Here is a 22678-nt window from a genome sequence, read left to right as displayed (position 1 = left end):
TCAGGCCCGCACCGGACCACGGGCCGGGACGTGAGGTGTGCGGGGCGTGCGTGCGGGGCGTTGGCGGCGGGTGGCCAGTCAGGCCGGGCGGAGCATCGCCGTCTGGGGGGTCAGCACGGTCACCATGCTGCTCCTCGCCGGGCTGCTGCCGGACTTCCGGCTCCGCTCGGCGGACGGCGACAGCGCCACCGACATCGCCGTGACCGCCGCGTTCGGCGCCGGCGCCTTCGGTCTGCTGTCGGCCCTGGTGTGGCCGCTGCTCGTACGGCTGCTGCTGCTGGTTCCCGCGCTCGTCCTCGGACTGCTGGTGTTCGCGCTCAACGGGGCGCTGCTGCTGCTCGCGCTGCGTCTGAACCCGGCGGAGCGGGGCGCCGCCGCCCCGGAGACCGCGGTGGTGGTGGCCGCCGTGATGTCCGCGGTCGCCTCCGCCACCGGCGCCGCGCTGGCGGTCCGCGACGACGACGCCTACCGGCGCCGCCTGTACCGCCTCGCCGACCGCCGCCGCCGCAGACTGCCGCCGGGCCCGGCCACGCCCGGCACCGTCTTCCTCCAGCTCGACGGCGTCGGCCACGACGTCCTCGTGGACGCCGTCGGCAAGGGCCTGATGCCGACGGTCGCCCGCTGGCTCGGCGGCGACGGGCGCGACGACGGCCGGCCCGGCACCGCCGCCACCCACCGCCTCACCCCGTGGCGCACCGACTGGTCCAGCCAGACCGGTGCCAGCCAGCTCGGCATCCTGCACGGCAGCACCTTCGACGTCCCCGCCTTCCGCTGGTACGAGAAGGACACCCAGGAGGTGATGGTCAGCAACCGGCCGACCAGCGCCGCCGAGCTCCAGCGCCGTGCCGTCGTGCGCACCGGCGACGGCGGACTGCTCACCGCGGACGGCGCGAGCCGCGGCAACCTGTTCGGCGGCGGCGCCGACGAGCAGGCGCTGGTGCTGTCCATCGCCACCCGGCGGCGCAGCCGGGAGAACCGCTCCCGCGCGGGGTACTTCGCCTACTTCTCCGACCCCGCCAACGCCGTGCGCACCGCCCTGTCCTTCGTCGCCGAGGTGGGCCGGGAGATCGGCCAGTCCACCCGGGCCCGGCTGCGCAAGCAGCGCCCCCGGGTCTCCCGCGGCGGGCTCTACCCGTTCGTCCGCGCCTTCGCGACCGTCGTCGAACGCGACGTCGTGGTCGCCGCGGTCATGGGCGACATGCTCGCCGGCCGCACCGCCGTCTACGCCGACCTCGTCGCCTACGACGAGGTCGCCCACCACTCCGGCCCGTTCAGCCGGGACGCCGAGCAGGTCCTCCAGCGCCTGGACCGGGCGGTGGCGCTGATCGAGAAGGTCGCCGAGCACGCCCCGCGCCCCTACCGCGTGGTGGTGCTGTCCGACCACGGGCAGAGCCCCGGCGAGACGTTCCGCGCCCGCTACGGCCTCACCCTCGGCGACCTGGTGCGGGCCGGCTGCGGACTGCCCGTGCCGCGCCGGGCGCGGCGCACCCGCAGCGGCGCCGAGGCCCGCGCCGCGGTCCGGGCCGCGCTGCGCATCCCCGTCGAGGAGGACGGCGCGGAGCACCGCCCGGCCCGCAGCGAGGAGCCCATGGTGCTGGCCTCGGGCAACCTCGGCCTGGTCTCCTTCCCGGACGTGCCGCACCGGATGAGCAAGGAGGAGATCGACGCCCGCCACCCCGCGCTGCTGACGACCCTCGCCAACCATCCCGGCATCGGCTTCCTGCTGGTACGCAGCGAGGAGCACGGCGGCGTGGTCCTCGGGGCGTACGGGGCGCAGATCCCGGTGGCCGAACTCGACGACGAGCGCCCCGGCCCGCTCGCCGGGTTCGGCCCCGGCGCCGCCGAGGCGGTGCGCCGCACCCACGCCTTCCCGCACACCGCCGACATCATGGTCAACTCCTTCCACGACCCGGCGGACGGCGAGGTCCTCGCCTTCGAGGAGCAGATCGGCTCGCACGGCGGCCTCGGCGGCGCCCAGGGCAAACCGTTCCTGCTGTCCCCGCTCACCCTCTCGCCGCCGGTCGACGGGCCGGGGCCGCTGGTGGGCGCCGAGCAGGTGCACCGGGTGCTGCGCCGCTGGCTGCGGGAGTCCAACGGGCCGCAGGTGCCGGTGGACGATTCCCGGTCCGGCGCTCCGGTCGACGCACCTTTTACGGTTCCGGACCCCGCCGTACAGGACAAAACCGCGTGATTTGGTGCGACTCGAACCGGTGACCGACCATGGGCGGTCGTCCGGCGATCCCGGGCATCAGCACGACGAGAGGCGCACCACCCCATGCACGACCCCGGAACCGTCACGCCCTCGGCTCCGGCCCGGCAGGAGACCCGGCGGCAGGCGGCCACCACCCCCGAGCAGCCCACCCGGCGCTTCGGTCTCCCCGTCGCCACCGCCCTGGTCATGGGCAACATCATCGGCGGCGGCATCTTCCTGCTCCCGGCCTCCGTGGCTCCGTTCGGCACCATCAGCCTGGTCGCCTTCGGCGTCCTCACCGCCGGGGCGATCGCCCTGGCCCTGGTCTTCGGACGGCTCGCCGCCCGTGACCCGCGCACCGGCGGCCCGTACGTCTACGCGCGCGAGGCCTTCGGCGACTTCGCCGGCTTCCTCGCCGCCTGGGCCTACTGGATCACCACCTGGGTCTCCAACGCGGCCCTCGCCGTGGCCGCCGTCGGCTACCTCGACGTGCTGATCCCGGTGAACGACCACCGCTGGACCGCCTGCCTGGCAGCGCTGGCCATCCAGTGGCTGCCCGCGCTGTCGAACTTCGCCGGCACCCGCTACGTCGGGGCCGTGCAGCTCGTCTCCACCGTGCTGAAGTTCGCCCCGCTGCTGCTGGTCGCGGTCGGCGGCCTGTTCTTCTTCGACCCGGACAACCTCGGCCCGTTCCAGGCCGGCGACGGCGGCGCGCTCGGCGCGGTCTCGGCGGCCGCCGCGATCCTGCTCTTCTCCTACCTGGGCGTGGAGTCGGCCGCGGTCAGCGCCGGCGAGGTCCGCGACCCGCGCCGCAACGTGGGCCGCGCCACCGTCATCGGCACCCTCGGCGCCGCCCTGGTCTATCTGCTCGGCACCTTCTCGGTGTTCGGCACCGTCGCCCACGACCGGCTGGTGCAGTCCACGGCCCCGTTCTCGGACGCCGTGAACGCCATGTTCGGCGGCTCCTGGGGCGGCTGGGCGGTCGCGCTGGCCGCGCTGGTGTCGATGGTCGGCTGCCTCAACGGCTGGACCCTGCTGAGCGCCCAGACGCCGTACGCCGCCGCCCGCGACGGCCTGTTCCCGGCGGCGTTCACCCGCAAGCGGCGCGGCGTGCCGACGGTCGGCGTCGGCGTCACCGTCGTCCTCGCCTCCCTGCTGACCGTCTACAACTACACGGCCGGCTCGGCACGCGTCTTCGAGATCCTGGTGCTGGTCACCACCTTCACCGCGACCGTGCCCTACCTGCTGGCCACCGCCGCGCAGCTCTTCCACCTGGCCCGCGGGGAGCACGAGAAGGTCGACCGCGGGCGGCTGGCGCGGGACGCGGTGCTCGCCGCGCTCGCCTTCGGCTTCTCCCTGTGGCTCGTCGCGGGCGCCGGCTACGCGGCCGTCTACCAGGGCGTGCTGTTCCTCTTCGCGGGCGTGCCGGTGTACGCCTGGATGGCGGCCCGGCGGCAGCGCGCCACCGCCTGAGGACCGGCGGGCGGCCGGAAAATCGGCTGCGGACGACGATCAGGGCGGCCCACACTGTTCGGCACCACGCCCGGCCGGCCCGCTGGTTCGACGAGTTCGCGCCCCGCCCCGAGCCCGTCCGGTCCTACGCCCGCCCGGCCCGCCGCCAGGCGTCCACCCCCGACATCCCGCGCGCCGGCCGCCACTTCCCGCCCGAGGAGGTCGCCCGCTGCACCTTCGGCGTCGTCCTGGACACCTCCGGCTCCATGAACCGCACCCTGCTCGGCAAGGCGCTGGGCGCGATCGCCTCCTACGCCGAGGCCCGCGACGTGCCCGCCGCGCGGGTCGTCTTCTGCGACGCCGCCCCGCACGACGCCGGCTACCTCCCGGTCACCGAGATCGCGGGCCGGGTCCGGGTGCGCGGGCGCGGCGGCACGGTCCTGCAGCCCGGCGTCGACCTGCTGCACCGCGCCGACGACTTCCCGCCCACCGCGCCGGTGCTGATCATCACGGACGGCTGGTGCGACGTGCTGCGCGTACGGCGCGAGCACGCCTACCTGATTCCCCGGGGCGCCCGGCTGCCGTTCACCGCGCGTGGCCCGATCTTCCACGTGACCTGAGCCGGAATGTGATCGGATGGGTCCGTCAACCCGGAACCGGACCCGAACCGGGACATACGAAAGGAATGACCGTGGCCACCACGCGCTCCGCCCACACTGTCTGGGAAGGCAACCTCCTGGAGGGCAACGGCGTCGTCACCTTCGACACCTCCGGCGCCATCGAGCAGCAGCCGGTGACGTGGGCTGCCCGCACCCAGGAAGCCAACGGCAAGACCAGCCCCGAGGAGCTGATCGCCGCCGCCCACTCCAGCTGCTTCTCCATGGCGTTCTCGCACGCCCTGGCCGGCGCCGGCACCCCGCCCACCAAGCTCGTCACCTCGGCGGACGTCACCTTCCAGCCGGGTGAGGGCATCACCGGCATCCACCTCACCGTCGAGGGCACGGTGCCGGGCCTGGACAACGACGCGTTCGTCGCCGCCGCGGAGGACGCCAAGGTCAACTGCCCGGTCAGCCAAGCCCTGAAGGCCGTACCGATCACGCTGTCGGCGAAGCTCGCCTGACGTTCCGCGGGCGTGTCCCGCATCCTTGGTGCAGGCCGTCCCCGTCCCGGGGCCGGCCTGCACGGCGCTCGGCGCGGTTCACGGACGTGGTGCGGGGGGTATCAACGCCCTGCGCCGAGGTGGGAAGGACTTTCGATGGCGGCGGCAACGACCAGCAGCACGGCGGTGCTCGACTCCGCCACCCGGGAACACACCCGCATCCTGCTGTTATTCAGCCTCGCGGGCCGGATCCGCCCGATCGACGACGGGCAGGGACGGCTGGTCGACCGGTACGACTTCGGCCGCTTCACCCCCCATCTCACGGCCGGCGCCGCCCTGTTGCCCGTACCGGTCCTGACGCGGGCCTTGGAGCCGGCGGAGCTGGGGCTGCCGGACGGCGACCACGGACTGCCCCTGGAACGGGCCGGGATACTCGTCGTCACCACCCCGCGCGGCGACGCCACCCTGCTGCTGGACTGCGAGTTCGGCGGCGAGACCCCGGCCGGCGCGGTCGCCGCCTGGCTCGCCGACACCTGCTTCGACCGCGGTCGGATCACCGCGGAGGGGCGTCCGCTGCTCGACGTGGTCGCCGAGTGGCTGAACCTCGACACCCGGCCCGACTTCGGCCAGAACGTCCACCAACTCGTCTTCCCCGGCGGCCGGTTGCTCGCCGAGCTGCTCACCGCCGGGGCCGAGGGCGGTCCCCGCCTGTTCGGCCCGCTCAACGAGATCGTCTACCGCGGGAAGATGGCGAACGGCCCCAGCGTGCCGCCCAACCTGAAGAACCAGGGCGCGATGCTCTCCGCGCACGGCCGCGGCGTCTCCGTCCAGGCCGGCTGGGCCCCGCACGTGGAGAACGGCCTGGCCCTGGTCGCCGTCGGCATGGTCTCCGCGCTCGCCGTGCTGCAACGCACCCGGCTCGCCGCCTTCGCCATGATGCGCGCCAACGAACGCGCCCTCACCGACTCCCCGCAGGACGTCCGCGAGCTGATCTCCCGGCTGTCGGCCGGCGTCAACGAACTCCAGCTCGACCTGGCCTTCGGCGTGGAGGCCTACGTCGACAGCCTGCTGATCCCCGAGATGCTGATGGAGGGGTTCCAGAGCTCGCTGCGCGACACCCTCGGCATCCGCGACAGCCTGGACAACTCCGCGCGCATGGTGGAACGTCTCACCTCCGTCATCAACGCCCGCTCCGCCGCCCTGGACGCAGCGCTCGCCGAACGCGACGAACGCCGCGACCGCACGATATCCGGCCTGGTCGCGGCGGCCACCCTGATCGCGCTGCCGCCGACACTGCTGCTGGCCTTCTTCGGCGTGAACGGCTCCAACGTGGACGAGCACCGCTCCATCCTCGACCTCGGCAAGTACGGCGTCGCCTATCTGCTGGCCTGGCTGCCCTTCATCGTCCTCGTGGTGATCGGCTATCTGCTGCTGCGCCGGGCCGGCGGCGGCTCCGGCGCGCTGCTGGCAGCCCCGCCCGACGACGGAACCCCGCCCGTGCCCGCACCACGCACCACCCCCGGGAGCTGACCGCCATGACCCCACGCCCCGCCGTCTCCGCCCACCGCGGCGGATCCGAGATCCACGGCCCCGCCACCTGGGAGGCGTACGAGGACGCGCTGCTCAGCGGCGCCGAGTACGTCGAGTTCGACATCCGGCGCACCGCCGACGGCGTCCTCGTCGTCTACCACGACCCCCGCGTGCTGCACACCGGCCCGCTGCTGTCCGAGCTCACCCACGCCGAGCTGAGCGAACGCGCCGGCTACCCGGTGCCCGTCGTCGACGAGGTGATGGAGCTGATCGCCGGCAAGCTCGTCGGACATCTGGACCTGAAGGAGACCGGCTACGAGCGGGACGTGATCGACCCCGCGATCGCCCTGCTCGGCGAGGACGGCTTCGTCGCCACCACCCTGGAGGACCGTTCCGTCGCCGCCATCACCCAGGCCTTCCCCGGTGTGCGCACCGTGCTCTCCCTCGGCCGGGACGGCAAGGAGATCGGCGCCGCCCGGTTCACCGCGACCCGGCTCAGCGAGCTGTTCCCGATGCGCCGGGTGCGGGCCTGCGGCGCGCACGGGGTCGCCGTGCACCAGCGGCTCGCCCGCGCCAACGTGCTGCGCGAGGCCGCCCGCAACGGTCTGTTCACCATGGTGTGGACCGTCAACGAGGACACCGCGCTCAGCGGCTTCCTCGCCGACCCGCGCGTGGACGTGCTGATCACCGACCGTCCGCGCCGTGCCGTCGACCTGCGCGGCGGCCCGCCCAGGAGCGACGGGCGCGGCACCCCGGCGGCCGAGCCGTCCCGCCCGTGACCCGCTGACCGGCCGCGCGCCGCCCGCGCGCCGGGTGCCCCATTGACAGCGGCCCGCTCAGGTTCTGTGCTGGAACCGAGGGGGCCCTGGCGGAAGGGGACAGCGATGGGACGCGCGGTCGGGATCGATCTGGGGACCACGAACTCGGTGGTGGCCGTCCTGGAGGGCGGCGAGCCCACGGTCGTCGCCAACGCGGAGGGCGCGAGGACCACCCCGTCCGTGGTGGCCTTCGCCAAGAGCGGCGAGGTGCTGGTCGGCGAGGTCGCCAAACGGCAGGCCGTGACCAATGTGGAGCGCACCGCGCGGTCGGTGAAACGGCACATGGGCGACGGCGGCTGGCGCTTCCCCGAGCACGGCTCGGTGGACGGCACCCGCTACCGGGCGCAGGAGCTGTCCGCGCGGGTGCTGCAGAAACTCAAGCGGGACGCGGAGGCCTACCTCGGCGAGGACGTCACCGACGCGGTGATCACCGTGCCCGCCTACTTCGACGACAGCCAGCGGCAGGCGACCAAGGAGGCCGGGGACATCGCCGGCCTGAAGGTGCTGCGGATCATCAACGAGCCGACCGCCGCAGCCCTCGCCTACGGCCTGGACCGCGGCGAGGAGCAGACGGTGCTCGTCTTCGACCTCGGCGGCGGCACCTTCGACGTCTCCCTGCTGGAGATCGGCGACGGCGTCATCGAGGTCAAGGCCACCAACGGCGACACCCACCTCGGCGGCGACGACTGGGACCAGCGGGTCGTCGAGCACCTGGTCAAGAAGTTCAAAGGGCAGTACGGCATCGACCTCGGCAACGACAAGATGGCGCTGCAACGGCTGCGCGAGGGCGCCGAGAAGGCCAAGATCGAACTGTCCAGCGCCTCGGAGACCTCGATCAACCTGCCGTACATCACCGCCTCCGCCGAGGGCCCGCTGCACCTGGACGAGAAGCTCACCCGAGCCCAGTTCCAGGAGCTGACCGCCGACCTCCTGGAGCGCTGCCGGACCCCCTTCCACCAGGCGGTCAAGGACGCCGGGATCAAGCTGTCCGCGATCGACCACGTGATCCTCGTCGGCGGCTCCACCCGGATGCCCGCCGTCACCGAGCTGGTGCGCGAGCTGACCGGCAAGGACCCGCACAAGGGCGTCAACCCCGACGAGGTGGTGGCCGTCGGCGCCGCCCTCCAGGCCGGTGTGCTGCGCGGCGACGTCAAGGACGTGCTGCTGCTCGACGTCACCCCGCTGTCCCTCGGCATCGAGACCAAGGGCGGCATCATGACCAAGCTGATCGAACGCAACACCACGATCCCGACCCGGCGCTCGGAGATCTTCACCACCGCCGAGGACAACCAGGCCTCCGTCGGCATCCAGGTCTACCAGGGCGAACGTGAGATCGCCGTGTACAACAAGAAGCTCGGCACCTTCGACCTGACCGGTCTGCCGCCCGCCCCGCGCGGCGTCCCGCAGATCGAGGTGGCGTTCGACATCGACGCCAACGGGATCATGCACGTCTCCGCCAAGGACCTCGCCACGGGCCGCGAGCAGAAGATGACGGTGACCGGCGGCTCGGCGCTGCCCAAGGACGACATCGACCGCATGATGCGGGAGGCCGAGCAGTACGCCGCGGAGGACCGCGAGCGCCGGGAGGCCGCCGAGACCCGCAACCAGGCCGAACAGCTCGTGTACCAGACCGAGCGGTTCCTGCGCGACAACGAGGACCGGGTCCCGTCCGGCACCCGCACGGAGGTCGAGTCGGCCGTCACCGAGCTCAAGGGCCTGCTGGAGCGGAACGCCGGCACCGGTGAACTGCGCGCCGGCGTCGAGCGGCTCGCCTCGGTCAGCCAGCAGATGGGACAGGCCATGTACGCCCAGGCGCAGCAACAGCAGCAGCCGGCGGCCGGGCAGCAGACCTCGGCCGCGCACGACGAGGAGGGCGTCGTGGACGCGGAGATCGTCGACGACGAGCGCGACCCGCGGGGCGGGTCCGCCTGAGCCCGCTTTGTCCGGTGCCTTGACGTGCTGATCGCGCGGCCGGTAGACCAACTGCCTTCAGCGCGCGCGGACTTCATCGTTCCCCAGCACGGAAGGCGCAGCCCTGCCATGAAACGGTTCCTGACGAAGACCGCCGTGGTCTCCGCCGCCGCGGTCACCGCCGCACTGCTCCCGCTCGCGGGCACCTCCCACGCGGCCGGCAGCTGCTACGGCGCGGGTTGCGACAACCTCGGCCCGGTGTCCTACGGCTGCGACCTCGACGCGGTCACCAAGAAGTCCGTCAGCGACGGCACCAGCACGGCCGAACTGCGCTGGTCCGCCAAGTGCCAGGCGGCCTGGGTCCGGGTGAAGAACCCCGACGGCGGCTACTGGTGGGACCGCTACGGCCACATCGAGAAGCACAACGGCTACGCCGGCCCGCTCGTGCGCAGCCTGGACGTCGTGATCCCCAATCCGGGCAGCGACTGGTCCAACATGCTGGGCGGCAGCGGCTACTACTACCGCGTCTGCATCAGCAACATCGGCGACCCGTCCGATGTCTCGTGCAGCGGCTACTGGTGACAGACCCGCTCCCCGCGCACCTGGTGAGGCGCTAGCTCGGCGGCCCCACCCGCTCCCACCCCCGGCGCTCCGGGCGGGGGCCGAGCTGCCGCGGGTCACGGGTGCGGTAGACGATGTACGGGCGGGTCAGGTACTGCACGGGCGCACTGAACATGTGCACCAGGCGGGTGTACGGCACCAGCGCGATCAGCACCATGCCGACCACCGCGTGGACCTCGTACAGCACCGGCACGCCCGCCATCGCCGTGATGTCCGGCTGGAGCGTGAACAGACTGCGCGCCCACGGGGCGATGGAGGCGCGGTAGTCGTAGCCGTCGCCGGAGGAGTGCGCGAGCTTGGCGACCATGCCCAGCACGATCGCCGCGAGCAGCACCAGGTACATCAGCTTGTCGTTGGCGGTGGTCGCCCGGAACACCGGCGCCCGGGTGCGGCGCCGGTAGACGAGCAGCGCGATCCCGGCCACCGTGAGCACGCCCGCCGCCGTGCCGCCGTACAGCGAGAACAGGTGGTAGCCGCGCTCGCCGACTCCTGCGGCGTCGGTCCACGACACGGGCACGAACAGGCCGATCAGATGGCCCGCCAGCACGAACAGGATGCCGTAGTGGAAGACGGGGGAGGCGATGTTCAGCAGCTTGGACTCGTACACCTGCGACGAGCGCGTGGTCCAGCCGAACCTGTCGTAGCGGTAGCGCCACACCAGGCCGGCGACCAGCAGGCCGAAGGCGAGGTACGGCAGCACGCCCCAGAGGAAGACGGTCATGAGCGGGCTCCTGTGCGGGCGGGCGGCAGCGTCGCGCACACGGCGTCCAGGACGCAGGCGTACGGCGTGCCGAAGTCGGTGAGCCGGGAACGGAGTTGTTCGAGGGCGTCGCGGTGCTCGGTCAGCAGCCGGGTGTCGCCGGTGCGGGCCGCGAACTCCAGCACCGCCGGCAGGAAGTCCGGCAGCTCCTCGCCGCTGAACTCCAGTCCGTGGGCGCGGTAGAGCTCCTTGAAGCGCACCAGCGACATCCCGCGCCGCCGGGTGTCCCCGTCGCGCCACCAGCTCAGATACAGGCTGTGCCGGTTCTTGAAGTCGAAGACCCGCACATAGTGCGCGGCCAGCTCGCCCGCCGGGGTGAGCGCCGCGTGGTCGGTGAACTCCCGCAGCTGCGGCGCGGCTTCGCGCAGCAGCGGCAGCCGGGCGCGGAAGTCGTCGTCGGGATAGGTCAGGCAGAGCGCGGCCGCCTGGTACAGCACGGCGTCCGAGGGCATCAGGTCTCCTCCGCGTCGTCCGTGGTCTGGCGCCGGCGCAGGATGTGGAAGCTCTCCACCGACACCAGCGGCAGCAGCTTGCGTCCGGAGTCCTGGCCGAACGGGCCGTCGCCGCCCATCCCGGGACCTCCGGCGTGGTCGAGGCTGCACGCGTCGGGCACCGCCGACTCCTCCAGGCGGCGGGCGTCGCCCACGGCCGCCGTCGGGATGACGTACCGCTCCTCGTACTTGGCGATCGCCAGCAGCCGGTACATCTCCTCGATCTCGTCGGGCCGCATGCCGACCGCGGCGGCCACCCGCGGGTCCGGTTCCTCACCGAGGTTGATCGCCCGCATGTGGGACCGCATCGCGGCGAGCTTGTCCAGCGAGGCCTTCACCGGGCCGACGTCACCCGCGGTGAACAGCTCCGCCAGGTACTCCAGCGGGATCCGCAGCGTGTCGATGGCGCCGAAGAGGTTGCCCGCGTCCTCGCCGTCGTGGCCCGTCTCCGCCAGCGCGTCCACCACCGGCGACAGCGGCGGGATGTACCAGACCATCGGCATCGTGCGGTACTCGGGATGCAGCGGCAGCGCCACCCGGTACCTGCTGATCAGCGCGTGCACGGGGGAGCGGCGGGCCGCCTCCAGCCAGTCGTGCGGGATGCCCGCCGCCTCCGCGGCGCGCCGCACCTCGGGGTCCTCGGGGTCGAGGAAGACGTCCAGCTGGGCGCGGTACAGCTCCTTGTCGTCGGGCACCGACGCGGCCGCCGTCACCTTGTCGGCGTCGTAGAGGATCACCCCGAGGTAGCGCAGCCGGCCCACGCAGGTCTCCGAGCAGACCGTCGGCAGCCCGACCTCGATCCGCGGATAGCAGAGGGTGCACTTCTCGGCCTTGCCGGTGCGGTGGTTGAAGTACACCTTCTTGTAGGGGCAGCCGGTCACGCACATCCGCCAGCCCCGGCACTGGTCCTGGTCGACCAGGACGATGCCGTCCTCCGCCCGCTTGTACATCGCCCCCGACGGGCAGGAGGCGACGCAGGACGGGTTCAGGCAGTGCTCGCAGATGCGCGGCAGATAGAACATGAAGGTCTGCTCGAACGCGAACCGGACCTTGTCCTCGGCCTCCCGGCGGGTGCGTTCCACCATCGGGTCGAGGTCGCCGTAGGCGGGGGCGCCGGCCAGGTTGTCGTCCCAGTTCGACGACCACTCGATCTTCATCGGCTTGCCGTCGATCTGCGAGACGGGCCGGGACACCGGGTAGTCGTCGCCGAGCGGGGCGTCGGTGAGGTTGCGGTAGTCGTACGTCCAGGGCTCGTAGTAGTCCTTGATCTCCGGCAGTCTCGGGTTGGAGAAGATGCCCGCGAGCTTCTTCACCCGGCCGCCCGCCTTCAGCTTCAGCGCGCCGCGCCGGTTCAGCTCCCAGCCGCCGCGCCACTTCTCCTGGTCCTCGTAGCGGCGCGGATAGCCCTGGCCGGGACGGGTCTCGACGTTGTTGAACCAGACGTACTCCATGCCCCGCCGGTTGGTCCATGCCTGTTTGCAGGTCACCGAGCAGGTGTGGCAGCCGATGCACTTGTCGAGGTTCATCACCATGGCGATCTGGGCCATCGGACGCATCAGTACTCGACCTCCTGGCCGCGGCGGCGGATCACCGTCACCTCGTCGCGCTGGTTGCCCGTCGGGCCCAGGTAGTTGAACGCCCAGGACAGCTGGGCGTAGCCGCCGACCAGATGGGTCGGCTTCATGATCAGGCGGGTGAGTGAGTTGTGGATGCCGCCGCGCATCCCGGTCGTCTCGGACTTCGGCACGGCGATCGTGCGCTCCTGCGCGTGGTGCAGGTAGACGGTGCCGGCGGGCATGCGGTGCGAGACGATCGCGCGGGCGACGACCACGCCGTTGCGGTTGACCGCCTCGATCCAGTCGTTGTCCCGCACGCCGATCGCGTCGGCGTCCCGCGGGGACATCCAGACGGTCGGGCCGCCCCGGGACAGCGCGAGCATGAACAGGTTGTCCTGGTACTCGGAGTGGATGGACCACTTGTTGTGCGGGGTGAGGTAACGGACCGTCACCTCCCGCTGGCCGTCCGGGCCGAGGCGGGGTTCGCCGAAGAGGCGGTTCATGTCGAGCGGCGGGCGGTAGACGGGCAGCGCCTCGCCCAGCTCGTGCATCCAGTCGTGGTCGAGGAAGAAGTGCTGACGGCCGGTGAGGGTGTGCCAGGGTTTGGCGTGCTCGGTGTTGAGCGTGAACGCCGTGTACCGGCGGCCGCCGGCCTCGCTGCCGGACCACTCCGGCGAGGTGATCACCGGCACCGGTGCCGCCTGGGTGTCCGCGTAGGTGATCCGCTTGCCCTCGTGCTCGGCCGCCAGCTGCGCCATCTCCTGCCCGGTGCGCTCCTCAAGGGTGCGGAACCCCTGGGTGGCGAGCCGGCCGTTGGTGGTGCCGGACAGGGCGAGGATGGTGTTCGCCGCCTTCACCGCCGTGTCCAGGGCGGGCCGGCCGTCGGCGGGGCCGCCGCGCACCGTCCCGTTCAGCGCGCGCAGGTGCTCCACCTCCTCGTCCGGCCGCAGCGCGATGCCCTTCGCGGGCAGTCCCAGCCGCTCCACCAGCGGGCCGAGCGCGGCGAACTTCGCGCCGATCGCGGTGTAGTCGCGCTCCACGACGGTCAGGTTCGGCATCGTCTCGCCGGGCACCGGATCGCACTCGCCGCGCTTCCAGTCCCGCACCACCCCGCCCGGCTGGGCGATCTCACCCGGGGTGTCGTGCTGGAGCGGCGCGGCCACCAGGTCCTTGCGCACACCCAGGTGATCGACGGCGAGTTCGCTGAGCCGGTCCGCGATCGCCTTGAAGGTGTCGAAGTCGGTGCGCGCCTGCCAGGGCGGGTCCACCGCCGGGGTGAAGGAGTGCACGTAGGGGTGCATGTCGGTGGAGGACAGGTCGTGCTTCTCGTACCAGGTGGCGGCGGGCAGCACCACGTCGGAGAGCAGCGTGGAGGAGGTCTGCCGGAAGTCCAGCGACAGCAGCAGGTCGAGCTTGCCCTCGGGTGCCCGCTCGTGCCACGTCACGTCCCGCGGGCGCACCTCCTCGGGTGCCTCCTCGGCCCGCAGCGAGGAGTGGGTGCCCAGCAGGTGCTTGGTGAAGTACTCGGCGCCCTTGGCGGAGGAGCCCAGCAGGTTCGCCCGCCACAGGGTGAGCACGCGCGGCCAGTTCTCCGGCGCGTCCGGGTCCTCGCAGGCGAACCTCAGTGTCCCGGCGCGCAGTTCGGCGACCGCCTTCGCCACCGGGTCGCCGAACGCCTCGCCCAGCTCCAGCGGACTGCGGTCGAACGTCGGGTACGACGGCATCCAGCCGGAGCGCGCCGACAGCGCCACACAGTCCGCGCCCGTCATCCCCGCGAGGCCGCCGTCGCCGAGCGGTGAGGCGAGCACGTCGGCGGTGAAGCGGTCGTAGCGCCACTGGTCGGTGTTGAGGAACCAGTAGGCGGTGCCGATCATCTGGCGCGGCGGGCGCGACCAGTCGGAGGCGGCGGCCAGCGTCGCCCAGCCGGTGGCCGGCCGGCACTTCTCCTGGCCCACGTAGTGCGCCCAGCCGCCGCCGTTGCGGCCCTGGCAGCCGGTGAGCTGGAGCAGGGCGAGGAAGGCGCGGTAGATCGTCTCGGAGTGGAACCAGTGGTTGGTGCCGGCGCCCATGAGGATCATGCAGCGGCCCTTGGACCGCTCGGCGGTGCGGGCGAACTCCCGTGCGATCTTGACGCACTGCGCGGCGGGGACCGAGGTGTGCGTCTCCTGCCAGGCGGGGGTGCCGGGCGCGTCGGCGTCCTCGTAGGAGGCGGGCCAGTCGCCGGGGAGGCCGGGACGCCGTACACCGTACTGTGCCAGCAGCAGATCGTAGACAGTCGTCACCAGGGGGCCGGACGGGCCGTCCAGCCGGGCGGCCGGCACCCCGCGCCGCAGCACCTCGCCCCGCCCCTGCCCATGCTCCCCGCCCTCGGTGTCGAACCGCGGCAGCAGCACTTCCACACCCGACGACACCTCGTGGTCGGCGAGGCTCAACTGCGGTTCGATGTCACCGAGTTCGAGGTTCCAGCGGCCCTTGCCGGACTCCGTCCAGCGGAAGCCCAGCGAGCCGTTCGGCACCACGGCCCGCCCGCTCGCCCCGTCCAGCACCACGGTCTTCCACTCCGCGCCCTCGTCGCTCCGACCCAGGTCCGAGGCGCGCAGGAACTTCCCCGGCACCAGAGCGCCGTCCTTCTCCCGCAGCGTCACCAGGAACGGCAGATCGGTGAACTTCCGCACGTAGTCGGCGAAGAACGGCGTCCGCCGGTCGACGAAGAACTCCTTGAGGACCACATGCCCCATCGCCAGCGCCAGCGCGCCGTCCGTGCCCGGGTGCGGGTGCAGCCACTCGTCGGCGAACTTGGTGTTGTCCGCGTAGTCCGGCGAGACCACCACGACCTTCTGACCCCGGTAGCGGGCCTCCGCCATCCAGTGCGCGTCCGGGGTGCGGGTCACCGGGACGTTCGAACCCCACATCATCAGATACGCCGCGTCCCACCAGTCACCCGACTCCGGGACGTCCGTCTGGTCGCCGAACACCTGCGGCGAGGCGACCGGCAGGTCGGCGTACCAGTCGTAGAACGACAGCATCGGCGCGCCGATCAGCGAGTGGAAGCGGGCGCCCGCCGCGTGCGACACCATCGACATCGCCGGGATGGGGGAGAAGCCCGCGATCCGGTCCGGGCCGTAGGTCTTGATGGTGTGCACATGTGCCGCGGCGACCAGCTCCACCGCCTCGTCCCAGTCCGCCCGCACCAGCCCGCCCTTGCCGCGCGCCCGCTGGTAGCGGCGCCGGCGCTCCGGGTCGCCCTGGATGTCCGCCCAGGCCAGCACCGGGTCCTTCAGCCGCGCCTTCGCCTCCCGGTACATCTCCAGCAGCACACCCCGCACATACGGGAAACGGACCCGGGTGGGGGAGTACGTGTACCAGGAGAACGCGGCGCCCCGCGGGCACCCGCGCGGCTCGTACTCCGGCCGGTCCGGGCCCACCGACGGGTAGTCCGTCTGCTGGGTCTCCCAGGTGATGATCCCGTCCTTGACGTACACCTTCCACCGGCACGACCCGGTGCAGTTCACCCCGTGGGTGGAGTTCACCACCTTGTCGTGGCTCCACCGGTCCCGGTAGAACGCGTCCGCCTCACGGCCGCCCGTCAGCCGCACGCTGTGCAGATCGGGCGCGGGCGTCCCCGGCCGGAAGAACCGCCCGGCGCGCAGCAGCGCCGCGCCCGGTTCGGCGGGGGGTGTCCGCGTGTCCGTCACGTGCGCTCCCTTGCTCGCCAGGTCCTTCGAACCTAGGGGCGAGCAGGGGAGCGCACCCGCTCACGGCGGCCGTTCGGGTCAGGGCTTGCGGGCGACCCCCGCGTACACCGGCACGATGCCCTCCGCCTGCGCGGCCACGTCCTCCGGCTCCGGCCGCCAGCCGTGCACCGGGATCACCCCGGGGCCCAGCAGCTCCAGGCCCTCGAAGAAGCGGGAGAACTCGGCCAGGGGGCGGGGGTGGAACGGGGTGCCGGTGCGCCGGAAGTGCTCCGCGGCCTTCGCCATCGCCTCCGGGTTCAGGTCCGCGGTGGTCTGGGAGAGGATCAGATGGCTGCCCGGGGCCAGCGCGTCGACGTACCGGGCGAGCAGCGCGTGGACGTCGTCGCCGTCCGGGTCGGCGTCCAGGTAGTGGGTGAGCGCCACCAGCGACAGCGCCACCGGCTGCCCGAGGTCCAGGGTGGCGGCCGCCCGCTCCAGCAGGGTGTCGACGTCCCGTACGTCGGCGTGCACGTAGTCCGTGGCGCCCTCGGCGGAGCCGTGGAGCAGCGCCTCGGCGTGCCGCAGCACGATCGGGTCGTTGTCCGCGTACACGACGCGGCACTCCGGGGCGATCTTCTGCACCACCTGGTGCAGATTGGGCTCGGTGGGGATGCCGGTGCCGATGTCCAGGAACTGGCGGACGCCCGCCTCGGCCACCGTGCGCACCGCCCGGTGCATGAACCGGCGGTTGGCGCGCGCCCCGCGCACCACCGAGCCGTCCACGGCGAGGATCCGGCGGGCCAGCTCCTCGTCCACCGGGTAGTTGTCCTTGCCGCCGAGCCACCAGTCGTACACCCGTGCCGGGTGCGGCCGGCTGGTGTCGACACGGGCGGGTACGGCGTCCGATGCGGTCATGCGCTGTCGTCTCCTAGGGTCCGGGTACTGCTCAGAAGTCCCCGCGGTGGTCGCGCAGGATCTTCCGGGTGCGCTGCGCCGACGCGGCGTGCGCGGTCATGTGGTCGAGGACCTCCAGATGCGCGGAGACCTCCCGGCGGGAGTCGAGGTACAGCGCGCCCGTCAGATACTCGGTGAACACCATGTCCGGCAGCTCCGGCTCGGCGAACCGGAACAGCGCGAACGGCGCGTACGTCCCCGGATGCGGGCCGGTGGCGAACTCGGCGACCTGGAGGGTGATCCGGTCGCTCTCGGCGGCCTCCAGCAGCCGGTCCAGCTGGCCCCGCATCACCTCGGGGCGGGTGCTCACCGGGCGTCGCAGCACCGTCTCGTCCATGATCACCCACAGGTGGGGCGGGTTCGCGCGGCGCAGCAGCTCCTGCCGGGTCATCCGCAGCGCCACGTGCCGCTCCAGCGTCGCCCGGTCCGTCTGCCCGATCGTCCCCGCCTCCAGCACGGCCCGCGCGTACTCCTCGGTCTGGAGCAGGCCCGGCACGAAGTGCGGTTCGTAGGAGCGGATCATCCGGGCGGCGCCCTCCAGGCTGACGAACAGGCTGAACCAGTCCGGCAGCACATCGTGGAACCGCTGCCACCAGCCCGGCTGGTTCGCCTCCTCGGCCAGCGCGACGAACGCCTCGACCTCGCCCTCGGGCACCCCGTACGCGTCGAGCAGCAGCTGCACGTACGGGATCTTCAGCGCGACCTCGGCCATCTCCATCCGGCGCACGGTCGCCTGGGCCACCCGCAGCACGCGCGCGGCGTCCTCCCGGCTCAGGCCGGCCGCCTCGCGCAGCTCCTGGAGCCGCTTGCCGAGCACCACCTGGCCCACCGTGGGCGCGGGTCGCCGCTCACTCACGCCACGCCTCCCCTACGCGCCGAAAGTACCTGGCCAGTCTGTCATGTTCCGGCCGCACTCTCACGGGGTCGGAGAGGAGCTGCTTGCCATGTGAGACGGGTGAGGCCGAGCCGCGCGCGGCCCATTACCTCCCGGGTAATCGACCAGGACCCCTGCCCAGGGCCATCGTTGGCGTACCGGGTTCCGGGGCGGCGCACTCCGCTCCGGGGCCCGGGTCCCCGTCCCGCCCACCTCGCCGGAGGCCGATCCGCCATGTCCGCCACCCAGCTCGCCGCGCTCGCCCGCACCTCCGACCCGCGCACCATGCTGCGCCGCTTCCTCGCCCTCGACGCGGTCGTCACCGGCGGCAACGCCGTGGCCTACCTCGCCGCCTCCGGCCCGCTCGGCGACCTGCTCGGCGTCGACCCGGACCTGCTGCTCGCCGTCGGCGCGTTCCTCGCCCTCTACGCGGCCGCCGTCGGACTGCTCGCCTCCCGCGCCCACCCGGCCGCGCTGCCGGTGCGCGTGGTGGTGGAGGCCAACCTGGCCTGGGCCGTCCTCAGCCTCCTCGCCCTCGCCCTGTGGCTGTCCCCGAGCACCACGGGCGCGGTGTGGACCGTGCTCCAGGCGTTCACCGTGGCCGGCTTCGCCGCCCTCCAGCACATGGCACTGAAGGCACGTCAGGACACCAGCTCCTGAAGGTACTTGACCGTCGCCGGGTCGGCCGGGAGCAGCGTCTCGATGGCCAGCTCGGCGACGGTCACGTCCATCGGCGTGTTGAACGTGGAGATCGACGAGATGAACGACAGCACCCGGCCCTCGTGCTCGATCTGCAACGGCAGCGCGAAGTAGGGGACCGGCTCCTCGGGTTCGGCGCCCGGGGCCGACTCCGGCACCGGATACGCCGCGACCTCCTCGTACAGCGCCCGCAGCGGCGCCGAGCGGTGCAGCGCGATCTGCCGCTCCATCTGCGCCAGCAGATGCCCGCGCCACTCCCGCAGATTGCGGATCCGCGGCGCAAGACCGCGCGGGTGCAGCGTCAGCCGCATCGCGTTCAACGGTGGTGCCAGCAGCGCCTCGTCCAGCTCGTCCAGCAGCATCAGGATGCCCCGGTTCGCGGCCACCACGTTGTACGTCGCGTCCACCACCAGCGCCGGATACGGCTCGTAGCCCCGGATCAGCCGCTCCATGCCGGCCCGCAGCGCCCCCAGCGCCGGGTCGTCCAGCGGCGTCTCCGGATAGCGCGGCGCGTGACCCGCCGCCAGCAGCAGCGCGTTGCGCTCGCGCACCGGCACCTCCAGATGCTCCGCCAGCCGCAGCACCATCTCCTCGCTCGGCCGGGAGCGGCCCGTCTCGATGAAGCTGATGTGCCGGGCGGAGGACCCGGCGCGCAGCGCCAGCTCCAGCTGGCTGATCCGCCGCCGCTCCCGCCAGGCCCGCAGCAGCGGGCCGACACCCTGGTCGGCGCGGGCGGTCGCGGGCACGGCGGGCGCGGCGGTCGGGGACGGCGAAAGGGTCATGGGGAGGACGGTAGTCGACGAGCGGCCGCGGGTGACCGGGACCGGCCCGCGGAGCCCGCCTGACCAGGGCCGCGACGGCGTTCCTGTGGCACGCTGGACGGGGACGCCCCGGAGCAGGCCGCAGCAGGCCGCAGCAGGCCGGAGAAGGAGCGAGGTCATGGCCGCCGAACCGCTGTCACCGCAGGAGATCGAGGACCGTCTGGCCGGGCTGCCGGGCTGGCGGCTGGAGGAGGACCGCCTCACCCGCACCTACCGGCTCGGCTCGCACCTCGCGGCCGCCGCCCTGGTGATGCACATCGCGCGGGTGCAGGACGAGCTGAACCACCACTCCGACCTCACCCTCGGCTACCACACCGTCGGCCTGACGGTCACCACGCACAGCGCCGGCGGCAAGGTCACCGCCGCCGACCTGGAACTGGCCCGCGAAGTGGCCGCTCTCGCCCCGGCGCACGGCGCGAACTGAGGGCGCGGTGCTCGACTACAACCAGGAGGCCGAGCGCTACGACGCCTCACGCGGCGGCGAACCACGGGCCGAGGCCGCCGCCGACGGCGTCCTCGGGCTGGTCCCGCCGCACGCGCGCAGCCTGCTCGACCTCGCCTGCGGCACCGGCATCGTCACCCGGCGGCTCGCGGCGGCCCGGGACGGGCTGCGGGTGACCGGTGTCGACCTCACCGACGAGATGGTCCGCCGGGCCGCCGCCCGCCTGCCCGGCGCGATCCTGCGCGCCGACGCCCGCCGGCTGCCCTTCCCCGACGGCCGGTTCGACGCGGTGGTCAGTGTGTGGCTGCTGCATCTGCTGTCCGACCCCGCCGACGTCCGGGCCGTCGTCGGCGAGTGCGCGCGTGTGCTGCGTCCGGGCGGTGTCTACGTCACCACCGTCGACAAGGCCGCCGCCCACAACGTCGGCAGCGACATCGACGCCGTCCTCGCCTCGCGTCCGCGCACCCGTGCCGCGGACGCGCCGGCGGCCGTGGCGGCGTACGCCGCCGCACACGGCCTGCTCCCGGCCGGCGAGGTCCGCTTCCCCGGCCGCGGACAGGGCCGCAGCCCCCGCCGGACCATCGCCGACCTGCACCGCGGCTGGTTCGTCACGCTGCCGCCCGGCGACCCGCGCGCCGGCGCCTTCGCCGAACGCCTGGCCGCGCTGCCCGACCAGGACCGCCCGCGACCCGACCCGTGGTTCACCTTGCGGGCGTTCCGCAAGCCGGCCCGGCCGGCTCTTCCCGAACAGCGGCACACGGCGGCAACCTGACGCCGACCGGCGGCGACTGACGGGCACAACCCGTCCGTCCTCCCCGGGAGGCACGCCACGTGAAGCACCCGCACCCGCACTCCGACCCCCACCCCCGCCGGCGCCCGCACCGCAGACGCCGCGCGGCCGCCGCGTCCGGTCTCGCCGTCGCCGCCACACTGCTCGGCGCCGGGCTGACCGCCCTCGGCCCCGACACCGCCGAGGCGGCCACCGCCCGGCAGGTCGAGGCCCTGGACCGGGGCGTCGTCAGCGTCCACACCGACACCGGCAACCTGGTCAGCTGGCGCTGGCTGGGCACCGACCCGGACAGCGTCTCCTTCAACGTGTACCGGGCCGGTACGAAGGTCAACGCGACCCCGATCACCGGCTCCACCAACTACTTCCACTCCGGAGCGCCCGCCCAGGCCGACTACACGGTCCGCGCGATCGTGAACGGCGTCGAGCAGGCCGACTCCGTGCACGCCGTGCAACTGCGCACCGGCTACAAGGACGTCCCGCTCAGCCCGCCGGCCGGCGGCACCTCGCCCGACGGCGTCGCCTACACCTACGAGGCCAACGACGCCTCCGTCGGCGACCTCGACGGCGACGGCGCGCTGGAGTTCGTCCTCAAGTGGCAGCCCACCAACGCCAAGGACAACTCGCAGTCGGGATACACCGGCAACACGATCGTCGACGGCATACGGCTGGACGGGACCCGGCTGTGGCGGATCGACCTCGGCCGCAACATCCGCTCCGGCGCCCACTACACCCAGTTCCAGGTGTACGACTACGACGGCGACGGCAAGGCCGAGGTCGCCATGAAGACCGCCGACGGCACGGTCGACGGCACCGGCGCGGTGATCGGCAGCTCCTCGGCCGACCACCGCAACTCCAGCGGCTACGTGCTGTCCGGACCCGAGTACCTGACCATGTTCAACGGGCAGACCGGCAAGGCGATGGGCACCGTCGACTACGTCCCGACCCGCGGCACCGTCTCCTCCTGGGGCGACTCCTACGGCAACCGCGTCGACCGCTTCCTCGCCGGCACCGCCTACCTGGACGGCGCCCGGCCCTCGCTGATCATGGCGCGCGGCTACTACACGCGCTCCGTCATCGCCGCCTGGGACTGGCGAGGCGGCGCCTTCACCCGCCGCTGGACCTTCGACACCAGCTCCTCCACCAACAGCGGCAAGGGCTACGACGGCCAGGGCTCGCACAGCCTGTCCGTCGGGGACGTCGACAACGACGGCAAGGACGAGATCGTCTACGGCTCGATGGCCGTCGACGACAACGGCAACGGCCTGTGGACCGCCAGGACCGGACACGGCGACGCCCAGCACCTCGGCGACCTCGACCCGTCCACCGCGGGCCTGGAGTACTTCAAGGTCTCCGAGTCCACCGCCCAGCCCGCCGAGCTGTATCTGAACCCGGCGAACGGGCAGATCCGCTGGAAGCTCGCCGCCTGCTGCGACAACGGACGCGGTGTGGCCGGGGACGTGTACGCCGGGAACGACGGCGCGGAGGTCTGGTCGGCGTCCGACACGAACATCCGCGACGAGGCCGGCGCCACCAAGGGCCGCGAGCCGTCCGCCGTCAACTTCCTCTCCTGGTGGGACGGGGACACGGTCCGCGAGCTCCTCGACGGCACCCGGATCGACAAGTACGGCACCTCCGCCGACACCCGCCTGCTGACACCTTCCGGGGTGGCGTCCAACAACGGCACCAAGGCCACGCCGGCGCTCTCCGGCGACATCCTCGGCGACTGGCGCGAGGAGGTCGTCTGGCGCACCAGCGACAACAAGGCCCTGCGCATCTACTCCACGCCGTACGAGACCGGCACGAAGATCACGACCCTGCTGCACGACACGATGTACCGCACCGGCCTGGCCTGGCAGAACACCGCCTACAACCAGCCGCCGCACCCGAGCTACTTCCTGGGCAACGGCATGGCCACGGCACCCCGTCCGGCGGTCTACGCACCCTGACGGCCGACCGTGACGAAGAGGGGCGCGCGTCGGCAGGACGCGCGCCCCT

18 protein-coding genes and 1 pseudogene are annotated in these 22678 nt (G+C 72.7%); 12 read left to right on the top strand and 7 right to left on the bottom strand.

Annotated features, from left to right (window positions below; translation table 11 throughout):
- Nucleotides 1-37: 37 nt before the first annotated feature.
- The 8 genes and pseudogenes from ABT232_RS20335 (at nt 38) to ABT232_RS20300 (ending at nt 9583) form a co-directional block, all read left to right on the top strand.
- Nucleotides 38-2191, top strand: a complete 2154-nt coding sequence (locus ABT232_RS20335) for a phage holin family protein (RefSeq protein WP_502975429.1) — start codon at nt 38-40, stop codon at nt 2189-2191.
- Between the two features lie 84 nt (nt 2192-2275).
- Nucleotides 2276-3664, top strand: coding sequence for an amino acid permease (locus ABT232_RS20330; protein ID WP_351841779.1), 1389 nt, complete (start codon nt 2276-2278; stop codon nt 3662-3664).
- A gap of 68 nt (nt 3665-3732) precedes the next feature.
- A pseudogene (locus ABT232_RS20325) lies at nt 3733-4263 on the top strand (DUF2201 family putative metallopeptidase); the annotation flags it as partial.
- Between the two features lie 71 nt (nt 4264-4334).
- A complete protein-coding gene (locus ABT232_RS20320) occupies nt 4335-4763 on the top strand; it encodes an OsmC family protein (RefSeq protein WP_351841777.1) in 429 nt (142 codons plus the stop codon).
- A 135-nt stretch (nt 4764-4898) separates the two neighbouring features.
- A complete protein-coding gene (locus ABT232_RS20315) occupies nt 4899-6272 on the top strand; it encodes a magnesium transporter CorA family protein (protein WP_351841775.1) in 1374 nt (457 codons plus the stop codon).
- Nucleotides 6273-6277: 5 nt separating this feature from the next.
- On the top strand, nt 6278-7051 hold the full coding sequence (locus ABT232_RS20310) for a glycerophosphodiester phosphodiesterase family protein (RefSeq protein WP_351841773.1): 774 nt from the start codon (nt 6278-6280) through the stop codon (nt 7049-7051).
- Nucleotides 7052-7156: 105 nt separating this feature from the next.
- A complete protein-coding gene (gene dnaK / locus ABT232_RS20305; RefSeq protein ID WP_351841771.1) occupies nt 7157-9022 on the top strand; it encodes a molecular chaperone DnaK in 1866 nt (621 codons plus the stop codon).
- A gap of 108 nt (nt 9023-9130) precedes the next feature.
- Nucleotides 9131-9583 (top strand): DUF2690 domain-containing protein, encoded by a 453-nt coding sequence (locus ABT232_RS20300; RefSeq protein WP_351841769.1) that lies wholly within the window; start codon nt 9131-9133, stop codon nt 9581-9583.
- Nucleotides 9584-9614: 31 nt separating this feature from the next.
- On the opposite strand, the gene narI is transcribed toward ABT232_RS20300, so the two are convergent.
- From narI to ABT232_RS20270, 6 genes are all read right to left on the bottom strand, one after another.
- On the bottom strand, nt 9615-10343 hold the full coding sequence (narI, locus tag ABT232_RS20295) for a respiratory nitrate reductase subunit gamma (RefSeq protein ID WP_351841768.1): 729 nt from the start codon (nt 10341-10343) through the stop codon (nt 9615-9617).
- Nucleotides 10340-10834: a nitrate reductase molybdenum cofactor assembly chaperone gene (narJ, locus tag ABT232_RS20290; RefSeq protein WP_351841766.1), complete on the bottom strand. Its 495-nt coding sequence runs from the start codon at nt 10832-10834 to the stop codon at nt 10340-10342. Before narJ ends, narI begins: the two co-directional genes overlap by 4 nt.
- The gene (gene narH / locus ABT232_RS20285) at nt 10834-12429 is read right to left on the bottom strand and encodes a nitrate reductase subunit beta (RefSeq protein ID WP_351841764.1); all 1596 of its coding nucleotides are present in this window, start codon (nt 12427-12429) and stop codon (nt 10834-10836) included. The genes narJ and narH overlap by 1 nt, the downstream gene beginning before the upstream one ends.
- Complete coding sequence (locus tag ABT232_RS20280) at nt 12429-16124, bottom strand: nitrate reductase subunit alpha (RefSeq protein ID WP_351841762.1); 3696 nt, start codon at nt 16122-16124, stop codon at nt 12429-12431. Before ABT232_RS20280 ends, narH begins: the two co-directional genes overlap by 1 nt.
- A 78-nt stretch (nt 16125-16202) precedes the next feature.
- Nucleotides 16203-17018 carry an SAM-dependent methyltransferase gene (locus ABT232_RS20275; protein ID WP_351841760.1) on the bottom strand — a complete coding sequence of 272 codons (816 nt, stop codon included), beginning with the start codon at nt 17016-17018 and terminating at the stop codon, nt 16203-16205.
- A 31-nt stretch (nt 17019-17049) separates the two neighbouring features.
- Complete coding sequence (locus tag ABT232_RS20270) at nt 17050-17913, bottom strand: Sco1979 family transcriptional regulator (RefSeq protein ID WP_351841758.1); 864 nt, start codon at nt 17911-17913, stop codon at nt 17050-17052.
- A gap of 252 nt (nt 17914-18165) precedes the next feature.
- Between ABT232_RS20270 and ABT232_RS20265 the strand changes: the two genes are divergently transcribed.
- On the top strand, nt 18166-18591 hold the full coding sequence (locus ABT232_RS20265) for a hypothetical protein (protein ID WP_351841756.1): 426 nt from the start codon (nt 18166-18168) through the stop codon (nt 18589-18591).
- On the opposite strand, the gene ABT232_RS20260 is transcribed toward ABT232_RS20265, so the two are convergent.
- Nucleotides 18573-19412, bottom strand: a complete 840-nt coding sequence (locus ABT232_RS20260) for a helix-turn-helix domain-containing protein (protein ID WP_351841754.1) — start codon at nt 19410-19412, stop codon at nt 18573-18575. The genes ABT232_RS20265 and ABT232_RS20260 overlap by 19 nt on opposite strands.
- Nucleotides 19413-19569: 157 nt before the next feature.
- On the opposite strand from ABT232_RS20260, the gene ABT232_RS20255 reads away from it, so the two are divergent.
- Genes ABT232_RS20255 through ABT232_RS20245 form a run of 3 tightly spaced genes read left to right on the top strand, consistent with a single transcriptional unit; the run spans nt 19570 to nt 22629 of the window.
- The gene (locus ABT232_RS20255) at nt 19570-19875 is read left to right on the top strand and encodes a 4a-hydroxytetrahydrobiopterin dehydratase (protein WP_351841752.1); all 306 of its coding nucleotides are present in this window, start codon (nt 19570-19572) and stop codon (nt 19873-19875) included.
- 7 nt (nt 19876-19882) lie between these two features.
- Complete coding sequence (locus ABT232_RS20250; protein WP_351841750.1) at nt 19883-20665, top strand: class I SAM-dependent methyltransferase; 783 nt, start codon at nt 19883-19885, stop codon at nt 20663-20665.
- Nucleotides 20666-20724: 59 nt separating this feature from the next.
- Nucleotides 20725-22629, top strand: coding sequence for a rhamnogalacturonan lyase (locus ABT232_RS20245; protein ID WP_450871941.1), 1905 nt, complete (start codon nt 20725-20727; stop codon nt 22627-22629).
- Nucleotides 22630-22678: the final 49 nt, after the last annotated feature.

Source organism: Streptomyces sp. NPDC001532 (assembly GCF_040298625.1).
Taxonomy (GTDB): Bacteria; Actinomycetota; Actinomycetes; order Streptomycetales; family Streptomycetaceae; genus Streptomyces.
The sequence above is the reverse complement of the archived record's forward strand: the minus strand, read 5'-3'. Positions and strand labels throughout refer to the sequence as shown.